14 protein-coding genes are annotated in these 14,943 nt (G+C 58.8%); 11 read left to right on the forward strand and 3 right to left on the reverse strand.

The genetic code is table 11. From position 1 onward, the window contains the following. Positions 1 to 1,326: a chromosomal replication initiator protein DnaA gene (dnaA, locus tag GKIL_RS00010; protein WP_023171232.1), complete on the forward strand. Its 1,326-nt coding sequence runs from the start codon at positions 1 to 3 to the stop codon at positions 1,324 to 1,326. Here dnaA and ygfZ read toward each other — a convergent pair. Continuing rightward, positions 1,323 to 2,189, reverse strand: coding sequence for a CAF17-like 4Fe-4S cluster assembly/insertion protein YgfZ (gene ygfZ / locus GKIL_RS00015; RefSeq protein WP_023171233.1), 867 nt, complete (start codon positions 2,187 to 2,189; stop codon positions 1,323 to 1,325). The two genes, dnaA and ygfZ, sit on opposite strands and share 4 nt — an antisense overlap. 76 nt (positions 2,190 to 2,265) lie before the next feature. Between ygfZ and murJ the strand changes: the two genes are divergently transcribed. The 9 genes from murJ (at position 2,266) to GKIL_RS00060 (ending at position 11,558) form a co-directional block, all read left to right on the forward strand. Next, positions 2,266 to 3,822 (forward strand): murein biosynthesis integral membrane protein MurJ, encoded by a 1,557-nt coding sequence (gene murJ / locus GKIL_RS00020; protein WP_023171234.1) that lies wholly within the window; start codon positions 2,266 to 2,268, stop codon positions 3,820 to 3,822. Positions 3,823 to 3,900: 78 nt separating this feature from the next. After that, on the forward strand, positions 3,901 to 5,169 hold the full coding sequence (locus tag GKIL_RS00025; protein WP_245595885.1) for an AAA family ATPase: 1,269 nt from the start codon (positions 3,901 to 3,903) through the stop codon (positions 5,167 to 5,169). Then, positions 5,162 to 5,779, forward strand: coding sequence for a DUF4276 family protein (locus GKIL_RS00030; RefSeq protein ID WP_023171236.1), 618 nt, complete (start codon positions 5,162 to 5,164; stop codon positions 5,777 to 5,779). Before GKIL_RS00025 ends, GKIL_RS00030 begins: the two co-directional genes overlap by 8 nt. Then, positions 5,779 to 7,704, forward strand: a complete 1,926-nt coding sequence (locus tag GKIL_RS00035; protein ID WP_023171237.1) for a S9 family peptidase — start codon at positions 5,779 to 5,781, stop codon at positions 7,702 to 7,704. The genes GKIL_RS00030 and GKIL_RS00035 overlap by 1 nt, the downstream gene beginning before the upstream one ends. A gap of 145 nt (positions 7,705 to 7,849) precedes the next feature. Beyond that, positions 7,850 to 8,137 (forward strand): hypothetical protein, encoded by a 288-nt coding sequence (locus tag GKIL_RS00040; RefSeq protein ID WP_023171238.1) that lies wholly within the window; start codon positions 7,850 to 7,852, stop codon positions 8,135 to 8,137. Between the two features lie 125 nt (positions 8,138 to 8,262). Beyond that, complete coding sequence (locus GKIL_RS00045; protein WP_023171239.1) at positions 8,263 to 9,900, forward strand: ABC1 kinase family protein; 1,638 nt, start codon at positions 8,263 to 8,265, stop codon at positions 9,898 to 9,900. A 52-nt stretch (positions 9,901 to 9,952) separates the two neighbouring features. Beyond that, positions 9,953 to 10,216 carry a glutaredoxin 3 gene (grxC, locus tag GKIL_RS00050; protein WP_023171240.1) on the forward strand — a complete coding sequence of 88 codons (264 nt, stop codon included), beginning with the start codon at positions 9,953 to 9,955 and terminating at the stop codon, positions 10,214 to 10,216. Further along, the gene (gshB, locus tag GKIL_RS00055; RefSeq protein ID WP_023171241.1) at positions 10,213 to 11,187 is read left to right on the forward strand and encodes a glutathione synthase; all 975 of its coding nucleotides are present in this window, start codon (positions 10,213 to 10,215) and stop codon (positions 11,185 to 11,187) included. The genes grxC and gshB overlap by 4 nt, the downstream gene beginning before the upstream one ends. Positions 11,188 to 11,246: 59 nt before the next feature. Beyond that, entirely contained in the window at positions 11,247 to 11,558 is a 312-nt protein-coding gene (locus tag GKIL_RS00060) for a DUF6679 family protein (RefSeq protein WP_023171242.1), read from the forward strand. Positions 11,559 to 11,567: 9 nt separating this feature from the next. Here GKIL_RS00060 and GKIL_RS00065 read toward each other — a convergent pair whose 3' ends face one another. Together GKIL_RS00065 and GKIL_RS00070 are read right to left on the reverse strand one after the other, a co-directional pair. Further along, positions 11,568 to 12,686, reverse strand: a complete 1,119-nt coding sequence (locus tag GKIL_RS00065) for a glutamate--cysteine ligase (RefSeq protein ID WP_041243614.1) — start codon at positions 12,684 to 12,686, stop codon at positions 11,568 to 11,570. Between the two features lies 1 nt (position 12,687). Beyond that, positions 12,688 to 13,578 carry an FAD-binding oxidoreductase gene (locus GKIL_RS00070; RefSeq protein WP_023171244.1) on the reverse strand — a complete coding sequence of 297 codons (891 nt, stop codon included), beginning with the start codon at positions 13,576 to 13,578 and terminating at the stop codon, positions 12,688 to 12,690. A 354-nt stretch (positions 13,579 to 13,932) separates the two neighbouring features. Here GKIL_RS00070 and GKIL_RS00075 point away from each other — a divergent pair, with 354 nt between their 5' ends. Then, complete coding sequence (locus GKIL_RS00075) at positions 13,933 to 14,925, forward strand: phosphoribulokinase (protein WP_023171245.1); 993 nt, start codon at positions 13,933 to 13,935, stop codon at positions 14,923 to 14,925. The last annotated feature ends 18 nt before the right edge of the window (positions 14,926 to 14,943 follow it).

The following is a 14,943-nucleotide window of genomic DNA, read 5'->3' on the forward strand; positions in this document are numbered from 1 at the left end:
GTGGAAGCACTCTGGGATGGTATTCTAGGTCACCTTAAGGAACGGCTGACCCGACCGACCTTTGAAACATGGATCAAGCCTGCATCGGCGCAGCGCTTCGAGGAGGACCGGCTGGTCATTCGCACACCTAACCCCTTTGCCCGTAGCTGGTTGCAACAGCATTATGCCGGTGCGATTGCCCAGGCAGGTGAACAGGTGGTTGGCCGTCCGATCCATGTCGATTTTGTCGTCTCCGATCACGTCGAGGAGACGCCAAAACGAGTCCCAGAGCGCGAAAGCGCCCCGCCTGCTCCATCAAATAATGGTGCTTCACTCAACTCAAAGTACACGTTTTCTCGATTCGTCGTCGGTGCCAACAATCGCATGGCCCACGCGACGGCCCTGGCGGTGGCAGAGATGCCGGGATGCAACTATAACCCGCTCTTTTTGTGCGGTGGAGTCGGATTGGGTAAGACCCACCTGATGCAGGCAATTGGCCACTATAGATTAGAGAGCGATCCAAAGACGCGCATCGCCTACATCAGTACCGAAAGATTCACCAACGAATTGATCGAAGCGATCCGCCGAGATTCGATGCAAAATTTTCGTGAGCACTACCGGCGCGTCGATCTTTTGATGATCGATGACATTCAATTTATCGAGGGCAAAGAATACACCCAAGAAGAATTTTTCCATACCTTCAACGCCCTCTACGAGGCGGGAAAGCAAATTGTGATCGCCTCCGATCGGCCTCCCCAACTGATTCCCCACCTGCAGGAGCGTCTGTCGTCGCGCTTTTCGATGGGCCTGATTACCGACATCCAGCAGCCGGATCTCGAAACGCGCATGGCCATCCTCCAGAAGAAGGCCGAGTACGAAAACATGTTCGTTCCCCAGGAGGTGATTCATCACATTGCCTCCGCTTACACCTCCAACATTCGCGAACTCGAAGGGGCACTGATCCGGGCGGTCGCTTACGTCTCGATCTCAGGCTTGCCGATGACGGTCGAGACGATTAGCCCGATTCTTTCGCCGCCGCGCACCCGTGGCGAAATCACCGACGAGGCCATCCTCGATCTCGTCTGCAACGAGATGAAGGTGACGCTCGAAGATCTGCGCAGCGAGTCGCGCCGCCGCGACATCTCCCAGGCTCGCCAGATGTGCATGTATTTACTCAGAAAGTACACCGACTTGAGTCTGCCCAAGATAGGCCAGGCGCTGGGCGGCAAGGATCACACCACCGTGCTCTACGCCATAGACAAGATCGACCAGTCCCGCAGCCGCGACCCGGAGGTGCAGCGCCTGCTCAATGGGCTGTGCAATCGCCTCGAAGCGGACGCCCGCTAGCAAAAAGGCAACTCGACGACCTGCACCGCCCCCCCGTCTGTCTGGAGTGTCGTGCCGGGCGGAGCTTTCTGGCGGCGCACTCGGGCGATGGCAAGGGTTGCCTGGCGCGCCTCGCTGAAGGCGGCGCTGGTGACCACGCCCACGTAGTCGCCTTCTTGAGTGAGTTCGCTTCCGGGCACAATCGAATGCTCCGCCACCAGTCCGACCAGTTCAAGCGGTGCCTGGGTGACGAAGGTGGCCCGCGAGATCACTTCCTGGCCGGTGTAGCAGCCCTTGTCGTGGGCAAAGGCCCGGTCGATGCCCAGGTGCAGGGGGATGAGGTTGTCGTTGAGCTCTTTTCCCCAGGCGGGAATGCCCCGCTCGATGCGCCATAGTTCGTACTGCTCGTCCGTGAGGGGCGGCACCGGTAGCGCGATGGCACTGTCAGGCGGCAAGTGCAGGCGGTAGTCGCCGGGTGAGACGGTGCTGAGGCGAATCGGCACGCTCCCAAGTTCCAGTTCACGGTAGCGATCGGGCTGAGGCAGCGGTTCAAAGGCCGCAGCCCCTCCCACCAGTACCAGCACCTGGGTTTCGATCAGGTGGGTGCTCACATCCTCGCTGAAGACGTAGCGCTCAAGCCGCATCTGCAGCGTCTCAGCACAGTCACCTGGAGTTTCAAGCGTATAGCTGCCATCCGCCTCGGTGTAGATCCGAAACGGGGCGACGATCTTGCCCTGGCCGGTGAGCAGTGCGCCGGGGATCACCCCGTCCGGTGCAAGGGTCTTGAGGTTGCAGGTGAGCACGCGCTGCAGGTAGTCGGCGGCATCTTTGCCCCGGACTTTGAGCAGGCGACTGCCGTCCGCGTAGTAGCCCTGGAGTGGCATGGTCGGTGGTCCGTCACTTTCTCCAGGCTAACAGCAGCCCGGAAGCCTAAAATTATCTGGTTGTCCTGGGAAAATCGTGGCCGCCAATCGACGTTCACTGTTGGGGGTAGCCGGGCTGGTCGGCGCGGCAACGGTGCTCAGCAAATTCATCGCCCTCTTTCGCGAGCAGATCATCGCCGCCAGTTTTGGGGTCTCCGCCGGAGTGGACGCCTACGGTTATGCCTACAAGCTGCCGGGCTTTTTGCTCACGCTTTTAGGCGGGGTGAATGGCCCTTTTTACAGCGCCGTGGTGAGCGTCGTCTCCCGCCAGGAACGCTCCAAGATTGGACCGCTCATCGAGACGATCCAGACGGTTGTCGCCCTGGTGCTCGGGGTGGCGACCGCCGTCCTCTGGCTCGGGGCACCGCTTTTTATCGGTCTGGTCGCCAACGGTGCCCCGGCCCCTACCCAGCAGATGGCCGTCGAGCAGTTGCGGATCATGGCTCCGATGGCGCTTTTGGCCGGACTGATTGGCCTCGGTTTTGGCGTACTGACGGCGGCGGACCGCTACGCCCTCCCTTCTTTGAGCCCGATCCTCTCCAGCGGAGCGGTGATCGTCGCTATCGTCTTCTGGCACGATCAAGGACCGATCGTGCTCGCCTGGGGGGTGCTGGCCGGGGCGCTCCTGCAGTGGCTGGCGCAGATTCCCTTTCAGTGGAAGCTGGGCCTGGGCAGTCTCCGGCCCCGCTGGCAGTGGCAGAGCCCCGAGGTCAAGGAGGTGCTTGGCATCATGGGACCGGCCTCGGGCAGCTCGATTCTTTCTAATCTGAACGTCTACACCGACTTGTTCTTTGCCTCCCAACTGGTGACAGGCGTCGTCGCCGCCCTCAACTACGCCAATTTGCTGGTGCAGACGCCTCTGGGGATTCTCTCCAACATTCTGCTCATCCCGGCGCTGCCGCTCTTTAGTCGCCTGAGTGGCGAGTCGGATCGGCCCGAGTTGCGGCTGCGGGTGCGCCAGGCGGTTCTCTCGGTGCTCATCGTCGTTTTGCCCCTGAGCGCGCTGGCCGCAGTGCTCGCCCTGCCTCTGGTGACGGTGATCTACCAGCGCGGCCAGTTCGACCGCCACGGTTCAGAACTGGTGGCCCAGGTCTTCGCCGCCGCCGCTCTTGGGATGGCCTTTTATCTGGCCCGCGACCTGCTCATCCGCGTCTTCTACGCCCTGGGCGAAGCCCAGATTCCCCTGCGCATTAGCGTCGTCGGCATCGGGGCGAACCTGCTCCTTGACTGGCTGCTTATCCAGTTTTTTGGCCCGGCGGGGATCACCCTCGCCACTACGCTCGTGAGTGCCCTTGCCTGTGTGCTCCTCACCCTCGCCCTGCGTCAGCAGATGGGCGGGCTGGGTTGGAAGGGATTGGGCACCACCAGCTTGAACCTCACCCTCGGGGCACTGCTCACCGGGCTGGTGGCCTGGGGGGCTTATCACCTGCTTATCGGTGCCTGGAGCCCGCCGGGAACCATCAACGAACTTATTCGCCTCACCGCCGCCGGTGCTGCCGGAACACTGTTTCAAGCGCTCTGGCTGGGGCTGTGGCGCATTCCCGAAGTGATGGCTCTGCTCGGTCCCCTCACCCGCCGCCTGCGTCGCAGATAATCGAAGGACAGGTTTAATAAGACATGGGAACCGATGCTGAAAAGAGTAAAAATTGAGGGTTACAAATCACTCAGGAGCGTGGAGGTCAATCTCGAACCGCTCACGGTGCTTTTTGGACCGAACGCCGCTGGCAAGAGCAACTTTCTCGACGCGTTACAGCTTCTTTCGAGAATGGCAAATTACAAGACTCTCAAGCAGGCGTTTGATCCACCATATCGAGGCGCGCCGCTGGAATCTTTCACCTTTGGTCCTGCAGGCGTTCAGGGACTTCTCGAACAAGAATCCGCGACTTTCTCAATCGAAGTGGATGTAGAGCTTTCACCTGCAGTCGTTCAGAGTGTCAACGCTCAAATTCAAGAAATGAAGAAGAAGACATTAAACGGTTCTTCTTCCACTCCAAGCAAGGTGTCAGCTTCTATTCGCGAGAGAAATCTCCGCTATAGAATCCAGGTGGAAATCCTGCCTAAGTCAGGCATTCTGAGAGTGACGGATGAATACTTAGCTGCCTTAAATAGCAGAGGAGAACCAACGGGGAAAAGAAGCGCATTCTTGGAATATAGAGATAAGCGTCTTCACCTGCGCATGGAAGGGCAGTCGCATCCAACTTATTACGATCAACACTTAAACCACAGCCTGCTCTCTTTGCCGCTCTATCCACCACATTATCCTCATCTCATAGCCATGCAAAAAGAGCTTGTGAGCTGGCTCTTTTTCTACTTTGAGCCTAGAGAGCACATGCGAATGTCAAGTCAAGTCGAAGAGATGTTGCATATCGGTTTTATGGGTGAGAAACTAGCTCCGTATCTCCATACCTTAGAAGTATTTGACAAAGCAAGATTTAGAGTTATAGAAAAAGCTTTGCATGCGATCATTCCTTCAATTACTGCAATTAAAACTAGTTTAAATAACGTAGCAGAAGTTGAGCTAACGTTCGTAGAGGATGGGATACCAATTCCATCAAGACTCATGTCTGGAGGTACTCTGCGAATTCTCGGTCTCTTATGTGCAGGTAGTATAAAGGACACTCCTGCTTTACTCGGATTTGAGGAACCGGAAAACGGAATCCATCCCCGACGGATTCAACTGATTGCTCGATTGTTGGAAACGAGAGCGGCGACTGGAGATACACAACTGATTGTAACGACCCATTCACCGATATTGCCAGATCTTATTCCTGAGACGTCTCTCTTTGTCTGTACCAAGAAAGATGGACAAACTAGGATTACGCCTTTTCAGCGATTTTCTTTCGGCGCGATATGGAATAGTGAAGATAAGAAAAGAGCTTTGAATGATGAAGAAGCTTTAACAACTTCTGAACGAATCATGCGGGGCGACTTTGATGCCTAAAGTCAACCTCTTTACAGAGGACTTTGGTCACGAAGAATTTTTAAAAGCATTGTTGAAGCGCTTCATGTACGAGTTTTCAATCGAGGTTGAAATCGAATCCTACAGCGTTCGAGGCGGGCATGGAAAAGCTCTGACTGAGCTTGAGCAGTACATGCGAGATTTGCGGAAAGGGGTTGTTCCTTCGGCTGACCTTCTTGCTGTAGCCATTGATTCAAACTGTAGAGGGTATGCAGAACGAAAGCGCGAAGTCGAACGCATTTCAAGAGAATACAGCGATCGAGTCATTTGTGCCATTCCAGATCCACACATTGAAAGGTGGTTTTTATTAGATTCCGCTGCTTTCAAGCTGGCCCTGGGGCGAGGGTGCCAGGCACCCGATCACAAGTGCGACCGTGGACGGTACAAAAAATTACTCATCGAAGCGGTCAGGGAGGCAGGGGTAACACCGTTGCTGGGTGGTATTGAGCACGCCGATGACATTGTTGCTTTTATGGATCTGGAGCGCATGGAAGCCTCCGATGATTCCCTGGGAAAGCTTATAAGCGAGCTACGATCGATCTTTAGAAGTTTGCAGGAAGAGCATGGCGAACAACAGCAGGGTGGTTCTTGATGAGTTCTAAGCAAAGCCTGCCATTTGGCTCCTGGTCTTCGCCGATTACAGCTGAGCTTATCGCCTCGGCCACCGTTGGCCTGGGCAGCGTCCGCGCCGATGGCACTGACGTCTACTGGCTTGAGGCCCGGCCCACCGAGGGCGGGCGCAGCGTCCTGGTCCGGCTGGGAGCGGACGGGGCGATTACAGACATGACGCCGCCGCCTTTTAACGTCCGGACCCGCGTCCACGAGTACGGCGGTGGTGCTTACACCGTCCACGATCGCGTCGTTTACTTCGTCCACTTCGCCGATCAAAGAATTTACCGACTGGAACCTGGAGGTGAGCCGGTGGCGGTGAGTGCCGAAGGGCTGCGCTACGCCGATCTGCTCGTCGATGCGCACCGCCCGGTGCTGATCGCCGTACAGGAGGAGCACCGGGAGGCAGAAGTGATCAACTCCCTGGTCCAACTCGATCCGGCGGATGGAAAGGTGAAAGTTCTGGCTGCCGGTCAGGACTTCTACGCCTCGCCCACATTGAGCCCGGACGGCAGCAGGCTGGCCTGGTTGAGCTGGAACCACCCGGACATGCCCTGGGACAACACCGAGTTGTGGGTGGCGGATTTAGAAGCGGACGGAACACCAGGAAAACCGGTGCGGGTGGCGGGGGGGCAGGATGAGTCTATCTTTCAGCCGGAATGGTCCCCCGCCGGTGTGCTGCACTTTGTCTCGGATCGCAGCAACTGGTGGAATCTCTACGCCTGGCAGGAAGGCGAGATCCGGGCTCTCTATCCGCGCGCGGCGGAATTTGGCCTGCCCCAATGGGTATTTGGCCTCACGACCTACGCTTTTGTCTCCGCCACCCGCCTCCTTTGCACGTACCGGGAAGAGGGTCTAACTCATCTGGCGCTGCTCGATACCGAAAGTGGCAGCATGGGGCCCATCGAGCTGCCCTATTCAGAAATAAGCGGCCCGGTTATCGTCCCCGGCGGCGCAATCTTGACGGTGGCTTCTGCAAGGGAAGCGACGCGCATCCTGCGGCTGGATCTCGACAGTAGCGACCAGCAGGTGCTGCGCAGAGCCAGTGAGCTAGAAATCGACTCCGGCTATCTATCTGTTCCTGAATCGGTGAGCTTTCGGACAACGGGCGGTGCGGTCGCCCACGCTTTTTTCTACCCGCCTGCCAACCGTGACTTCGAGGGGCTGCCCGGTGAGCGGCCTCCCCTGCTGATCAAAAGCCACGGCGGCCCGACCGCTGCGACGACCAGCGCCCTCAACCTCAAGATCCAGTACTGGACCAGTCGCGGCTTCGCTGTGCTCGATGTCAACTACCGGGGCAGCACCGGCTATGGCCGCGCCTACCGGCAGGCGCTCAACGGCCTCTGGGGCATCGTCGATGTCGATGATTGCGCCCAGGGAGCCCTGGGGCTGGTCGAGCAGGGCCGAGCCGATCCCGAACGCCTCGCCATCGATGGCGGCAGCGCCGGTGGCTACACGACTCTGTGCGCCCTGACTTTTCGTACCGTTTTTCGGGCGGGAGCAAGCTACTACGGCGTCAGCGACCTGGCAAGTCTGGCGGCGGATACCCATAAATTTGAATCGCGCTACCTCGACAGGCTGGTGGGCCCCTACCCGGAGCGGGCCGATCTTTATCGGGAACGATCACCTCTCTATCACACCGAACTGCTCGCCTGTCCGGCCATTTTTTTGCAGGGGCTGGAGGACAAAGTCGTTCCTCCCGATCAGGCCGAGCGGATGGTCGAGGCGCTGCGCCGCCGGGAGCTTCCAGTCGCTTATCTTGCCTTTGACGGTGAACAGCACGGTTTTCGCCGGGCCGAAAATATTCGCCGCGCCCTTGAAGCGGAGTTTTACTTCTTTGCCCGCATCTTCGGATTTCAGCCAGCGGATGCGATCGAGCCTGTAACGATCGACAATTTACCGCCTTGAACTGTCCTGCTCTGCTTTCTGGCAGACTCTGGGGGATAACTATTTGTGGACCGGCATTTCCGTCGCTGGGTCGAGGTACAGCTTTTCTCGCAGTTCTACCATCAAGATAGCAAAGATGATTTGCTGTCGGATTCAGGATAAAGTCATGGTCAAATCGGAACGTTTTGGTCCCCTCGGTCAGTCGCGGCCCGACGACAACAGCGATCCGAACGAAAGCTACGCCAACTACAACTTTGAAGATCGCACGCTCTTAGAACAGACCGGCAACGTCGATCAAAAAGTTGTCTACAAGGAAGTCCACCCCAAGTACTTCCACTGGACACTGCCCAATGGCCGCAAGATTGCCCTGCACCACGTCCACGACAAGATGGCAATCAGCAATTTGATCCGGGCCGCCCGCTGCGACGAGAACGGCAACCGCATCTGGTGGTAGGAAGGCGACCACAGCCAGCAGAGGAAGTCTGTCCCTTCCTCTGCTGAGCTGCGATCTGCTCTAAGGCGGAGCAAAAGCGGGCTTTTTGCGCAGACAATAGACGTGTATGCCTGTGTGCGCCTGTTATGCTCGTCAACCTTACACCCGATTGGACCCGTCAGCGCGAAATTATCGGCATCCTCTCGCGCTACGGCTGGGGATACATGACGAATGCGCTCCAGCAAAGGCGCGATGAGAACGGCGAACAGCCGGGTCTGCCGCTGCCGGTGGTTCTCAAAGATATCTTGATCGAGTTGGGGCCGACTTTTATCAAAATGGGCCAGCTCCTCAGCACCCGCCCCGACCTGTTGCCACCGGAGTACATCGCTGAACTTTCTGCTCTCCAGGCCGATGTTCCGGCAGTGCCCTGGGAGCGCATCCAGCGGGTTCTGGCAGACGAGCTTCCAGTCCCTCTGCAGACGATTTTTCAAGAATTCAACCCGGTGCCGGTGGCGGCGGGCTCACTCGCTCAGACCTACCGGGCGCGGCTTGCGACGGGCGAGGTGGTGGCTGTCAAAGTCCAGCGGCCCGATATCGAGAGCACGGTCGAGAGCGATATCCGCATCCTCAAGGGTCTGGCGGACTGGATTGCAAAGCAGGCAAGCTGGGGCAAGTACTACGACGCCCAGGCTCTCGCTGAAGAGTTTGCCACCAGCCTGCGCGCCGAACTGGACTTTACCCGCGAGGGCAAAAACACCGACATCCTGCGCGCGAGCCTCAGGGGCAGTCCCTGGTTCGATCCTGAGCGGGTGGTGATTCCAGCAGTCTACTGGCAGTACACGACGCGCCGGGTGCTGGTACTGGGGTGGATCGAAGGCCAGCCGATTCTCAGCCAGCCGCTGCCGGCAGCCTCGCCGGAACTGGCGGATCTAGCGGTGCGGGCCTTCTTTCAGCAAATTTATGTCGATGGCTTCTTTCACGCCGACCCCCATCCGGGCAACCTGTTTCGCCTCGAAGATCCGCGCACCCAGAAGCTGGATGTCGCCCTGCTCGACTGCGGCATGACCGGCTCCCTCGACCCCCGCACCCAGCAGTTGCTCACCGAACAGTTGCTCGCCATCGTCCAGGAAGATCCCCAGCGCTTTGCCCAGCTCACCCTCGATCTGGGGCAGGTGGTCGATAACGTCAACTTCGCCCGTCTGCAGGGCGAGTTCGACCGCCTGCTGCGCCAGTACTACAACCGCTCGCTGGCAGAGATCAACTTTGGCGCGCTGCTCTACGACATGTTGCGGGTGCTGCGCGAGAACGGCATTCGCCTGCCGGGCAATATCGGCCTCTACGTCAAGGCGCTCGCCAACCTCGAAGGGGTGGCCCGCTCCCTCGACCCTGAATTTAACTTGATCGAGACCGTCAAGCCCCTGATCACCGAGCTTTTTCGCCGTCGCCTGCTGGGTACGGCTCCCCTGCAGGAGACCCTGCGCGCCGCCCTCGACCTGCGCGAGCTGTTGCTCAATTTTCCGCGCCGCGTCGATCTGTTGCTGCAGCGGATCACCGCCGAAACTTTTCAGTTGCGCGTACAGGTGAGCGGCTGGGAGCCGGTGCAGTTAAGCTTGCTGGAGGCGAGCCGCCGGATCACCAGTGGCCTGATTACCGCAGCCCTTATCCTGGCAGGGACGCTCGCCTTTGCCTTCGACAGCACGGGCCATCTTTTCTGGCTGGGCACCGTTCTTTTTGCCCTGGCCGCTTTTATTGGCTTTGGCCTGCTTTTTCGCCGCCGGGTCTGAAGCCCACTTCACGTTAGAATAGTCGTGGGGAAGTCGCCCAGTGGAGTTTTTGATGAAGCCAACGGTTGAAATTTATACCTGGAGATTCTGCCCGTATTGTGTGCGCGCCAAGGCGCTTCTCAAACAAAAGAATGTTGCCTTCACCGAATACAGCATCGACGGCGACGAGGAAGCCCGCGACCGGATGGCCGAGCGCGCCGCCGGACGGCGCAGTGTGCCGCAGATCTTCATCGAAGGCAGGCATATCGGCGGCTGCGACGACCTTTATGCCCTCGACCGGGCCGGGCAACTCGACCCGCTGCTGGTCGCTTCATGAACATTCTGTTCATCGTCGATCCGCTGAGCAGTCTGATTGCCGGTCACGACACCTCCGTCGCCCTGATGCAGGCCGCTGCCCGGCTTGGACACACCGTCTGGGCGGCTGAGCTGGCGGATCTGCAATTGCACCACCAGCGCGCCGCCGCCCGCGTACAGAGCCTGGTTCTGCACGCTGACCGCATCCCCTTCTACACCGTCGAAGATGTGCAGTTTCGCTTTCTAAGCGAGGCAGATGTGATCTGGATGCGCAAGGACCCGCCGGTGACGGCAAACTATCTCTGGGCCACCCAGATCCTCGATCTGGTCGATGCCGGGCGCAGCGATGGCCGCTCCACCTTTGTCCTCAATCGACCCAGCGGCCTGCGCGATCACAACGAAAAGCTCTACGCCCTGCATTTTCCCGATCTGGTCCCCGAAAGCCGTGTTCTGACCCAGCGCCAGGACATCCTCGATTTCGTCGATGTTCACACCCAGGCGGTGATCAAGCCCTTAGACGGCAAGGGCGGCGAGGGCATCTTTCTGCTCACCCGCGCCGATCGCAACCTCAACGCGATTATCGAGACGAGTACAGCTCGCGGTACGCGCCCGGCGATCGTCCAGCGCTACTTGAGCGAGTCGCGCCAGGGCGACAAGCGCATTCTGCTGCTGGCAGGCGAACCGATCGGTGCGATTTTGCGGGTGCCGCGCGAGGACGATCTCAGGGGCAATATGGCCGCCGGTGGCCGGGTGGTCAAAAGCACCCTCACCGAACGCGATCGCGAGATCTGCCAAATCGTCGGACCGCGCCTGGTGGCCGATGGCCACTACTTTGTCGGCATCGACGTGATCGGTCCTTATCTGACTGAGATCAACGTCACCAGCCCGACGGGGATTTGCGAAGTCGATCAGCTGGATGGTGTAGTGTTGGAAGATAAAGTGATCAACTGGCTGGTCGAATTCATAAGCCCCACCCTCGCGAGAAACCTTTAGTGTTCGGCATTCGCTGTGCATAAGCTCTTTTACAATTGTCGGCCTTAGGGAGGTCAGTTATGTTGCATCGCAAGATTTATCAGCTCTCCCGCGAGGGAACCGAAGTCTGGATGTATCTGCGCGATCAGGGCCGCTGGCTAGAAAGGGCGCGGATCATCGATATCGAAGGCGATCTGGTGACGGTCCGCTACGAGACCGAGGACGACGACGAGATCTGCTCCTGGGAAGAGATGGTCCGCCTTGAGAGCATCGGCTCGGTTACCCGCCGTCTCTCCTCGGTGCCCCGAGGCCGGATGAACGCGAGCGACCTGCTTATCTCCGACGACTGCCCCGAAGCGGAGCGCATCCAGGACCGCCACATTCCCGATTGAGACTGCCCTCTAGGTGGCAAGACCGGCTTCGAGGTCGGCCACCACTGCCGCCAGGGAGCCTGTCTGCTCAAAGACGCGGCGCTGGCGGGTCGCTCCGTTGCCTTCTTCGAGGATGGCGTTGATGCCCAAAAGATAGTTGGCGCAGTCGAGTTCGACAGCGATCGGTTGCAAGAAGGCGACGGTCTGCTCGATCAATTCGCGGGTGGGCACAGGCTTGAGGCTCAGCGGATCGATGAGTTCGCCGTCGATGCCCCAACGGCAGGCCCGCCACTTGTTCTCGCGGATGATGCCAGGGTGGAGCAGGCGGATCTCTTCGCCAGCGGCGAGCAGGCGCTGGAAGTAGACAGCCAGGCACTGCACCAGGGCGGTGAGGGCGAGTACTTCAGCCAGGGTGCGGGTGGCGTCGCAGATGCGCACCTCGAGGGTGCCAAAGTCGGAGTGGGGCCGAATATCCCACCAGATCTCGCGCTGGGTCTGGATCGAACCGCTCTCCAGCAGAACCTGCACCAGATTTTCGTAACCGGCCCAATCTTCAAAGCGAAACGGTAGACCGGCGGCGGAGAGGTTCTCGAAGACCTTGGTGCGGCAGCTGTCGAGGCCGGTGTCGTCGCCTTCCCAGTAGGGCGAGTTGCCGGAGAGGGCGAGCAGCAGGGGAGCGTACTGGGTAAGCTGGTTGATCACCTGGATCGCCGTGTCGCCGTCGGGCATCCCGACATGGACGTGCAGGCCGTAGATCTGCATCCGCCTCGCCGTCCAGACGTGCTTTTCGATCAAGGCCCGGTAACGATCGCTCTGGGTGTAGCGGCGGTTGCGCCAGAGGGCAAACGGGTGGGTACCGGCGGATAAAAAACTGATGCCGTGCTGCTGGGCGACGGTGCGCAGCAACAATAGCTGGGTGGTGAGATCCCGCTCGACCTGGGCGACATCCTTGCAGATGCCGGTGTTGATTTCGACGGTCGCCTGCACCAGTTCCGGTTTGACCACCAGGCCCACCTCGGGGTGAGCCTCGCAGAAGGCGACCAGATCCGGGCCGCGCGGGGCGAGATCGCCCGTCTCGGGGTCGATGAGTTGCAGTTCCATCTCGACTCCGAGGGTCGGATCTGGCGAGGGCTGAAAGGCGATCGTCACATCAGTAGGTTTCCACGTGCCAGAAGCCGTCGAGCTTGAGCTGCTTCTGGTATTCGGGCCAGCTCAGGTTATTGGCGGCGGCAATCGGGGTGAAGGCCGCATCGATGCCGTCTTCCATGCCGCGCAGACCGCAGATGTAGGTGTAGGTGTTGCCGTTTGTGATGAGCTTCCACAGTTCGTCTGAGTGTTCGGCGATGCGGTGCTGGACGTACATGCGACCGCCTTCCTTGTTTTTTTGCTCGCGGCTGATGGCGGTCGTGATCTGAAAGTCACCTTTGGCCGCAAAAGCGTTTAGCTCCTCCTGGTAGAGGTAGCTGTGAGAATTTTGCATGCCAAAAAATAGCCACACCTTGCCCTGCCAGGGAGTGTCCATCTCGTCGTAGATGTGGCGCAAAAAGGCACGGAAAGGCGCGATGCCGGTGCCGGTGGCAATCAAGATCAAGTTGGCGGTCGGATCTTCGGGCAACAAGAAGGTCTTGCCCGCCGGGCCGGTAATCTGCACATCGTCGCCGGGATTGAGGTCGCAGATAAAGTTGGAGGCGACGCCCCGGACGATTTCGCCGGTCTCAGGATGCTTGTAGACGACGCGCTTGACGCACAGCGAAACGGTCTGGCTGTCTTTGTTGTCGCCGATGCGGCTGGAGGCGATCGAGTAGAGCCTGAGCTTGTGGGGCTTGCCCTTTGCGTCGGTGCCCGGCGGTACGATGCCGATGCTCTGGCCTTCGACGTAGGTGAGGTTGCCTCCGGATAGATCGAGGACGACGTGGCGCACATCGTTGTCCGGGTCGTTCGGAGTCAGTTTCACGTTTTCCAGCGCCTTGCCCAAGTACGGGTTGTTGGGCCGGTAGATATTGACGGGAATTTCGACGGAACGTGTGGCGGCGTGGGCCATGATCTTCTTTCTCCTAGGTCGCGACAACAGCCTGCGGCAGACAATTATGCCCAGTGTAAAGCCTGATGGCCAAACCGTAGCACCCCGGTAGCTGCCCAGGGACGGAACATTCCCCCGGCTGCAGCGGGCGGCGATTTTTGGGCACGATTGAGTTTTACTAATAGGTATTTTTACCTTACTATGGATGACTAAGAAAGTAGTTATCGCCACACTCAAGAATGGCAACTCGCTTGCCCTGATTGCGGGGCTTTGTTACCATTGGGGGGCATTTTTTGCCCGCCCGATGGGCGTTTCAGCCCAGCTAGCAGGTGTGGCAGATAGCCTCTTTCAGGAAGGCAGTCCTAGGAGAACGGCATGGTCAGTAAGGCGGACAGGGTGGTCCTGATCGGCGTCGGTGGAGATTCGGGTTGCGGTAAATCGACTTTCCTCAGACGGCTCAAAGATTTATTCAGCAAAGAGCTTGTCACGGTCATCTGCCTCGATGACTACCACTCGCTCGATCGCAAGCAGCGCAAGGAGACGGGCATCACTGCCCTCGATCCGCGAGCCAACAACTTTGATCTGATGGCCGAGCAGGCGGCAGCCCTCAAGTCGGGCCAGTCGATCCAGAAGCCCATCTACAACCATGAGACGGGCAAGATCGATCCGCCAGAACGCATCGACCCGACGCCGATCGTCATCCTCGAAGGGCTGCATCCTTTTTATGACAAGCGGGTACGCGATCTGCTCGATTTTAAGGTCTACTTCGATCTGTCCGATCCGATCAAAATCCAGTGGAAGATCCAGCGCGACATGGCCGAGCGCGGCCACTCCTACGACGATGTGATCCGGGCGATTGAGTCGCGGCGGCCAGATTTTTCGGCTTACATCGACCCCCAAAAACAGCACGCCGACGTGGTGCTGCAGATTCTGCCCAGCGAGTTGCCCGAAAAAAAAGACGGCACCAAGAAGATCAAAGCGGCGATGGTGCAGGTAGAGGGCATTCCCAACTACGACCCGCCCTATCTGTTTGACCGGGCCATCTCCGATGTCTGCTGGAAGCCCAACTTCCCAAATTCCGATCCAGAGCTGACCTTCTGCTACGGGACGACCGACTATTTTGGCCGCCCAGCCTCGTATCTATCGATCGACGGTGAATTTGCCCCGGACGATTCACCGGAACTCGAGCAAAAACTGCGCAACACCAGCGAGACGCGCTTTGGTGAACTGGCCTCGCTCATCCTCAAGCACACCGACTATCCCGGCTCGCGCGACGGCACCGGTTTTTTCCAGGTGCTCATTGGTCTAAAGTTCCGCTCGATCTACGAAGCTCTCATCGCCCAGTCCCTGGCCGCTGCCAAGGTCTGATCTGAGCCATAACGCTCG

Source organism: Gloeobacter kilaueensis JS1, assembly GCF_000484535.1.
In the GTDB taxonomy this organism is placed as follows: Bacteria; Cyanobacteriota; Cyanobacteriia; order Gloeobacterales; family Gloeobacteraceae; genus Gloeobacter; species Gloeobacter kilaueensis.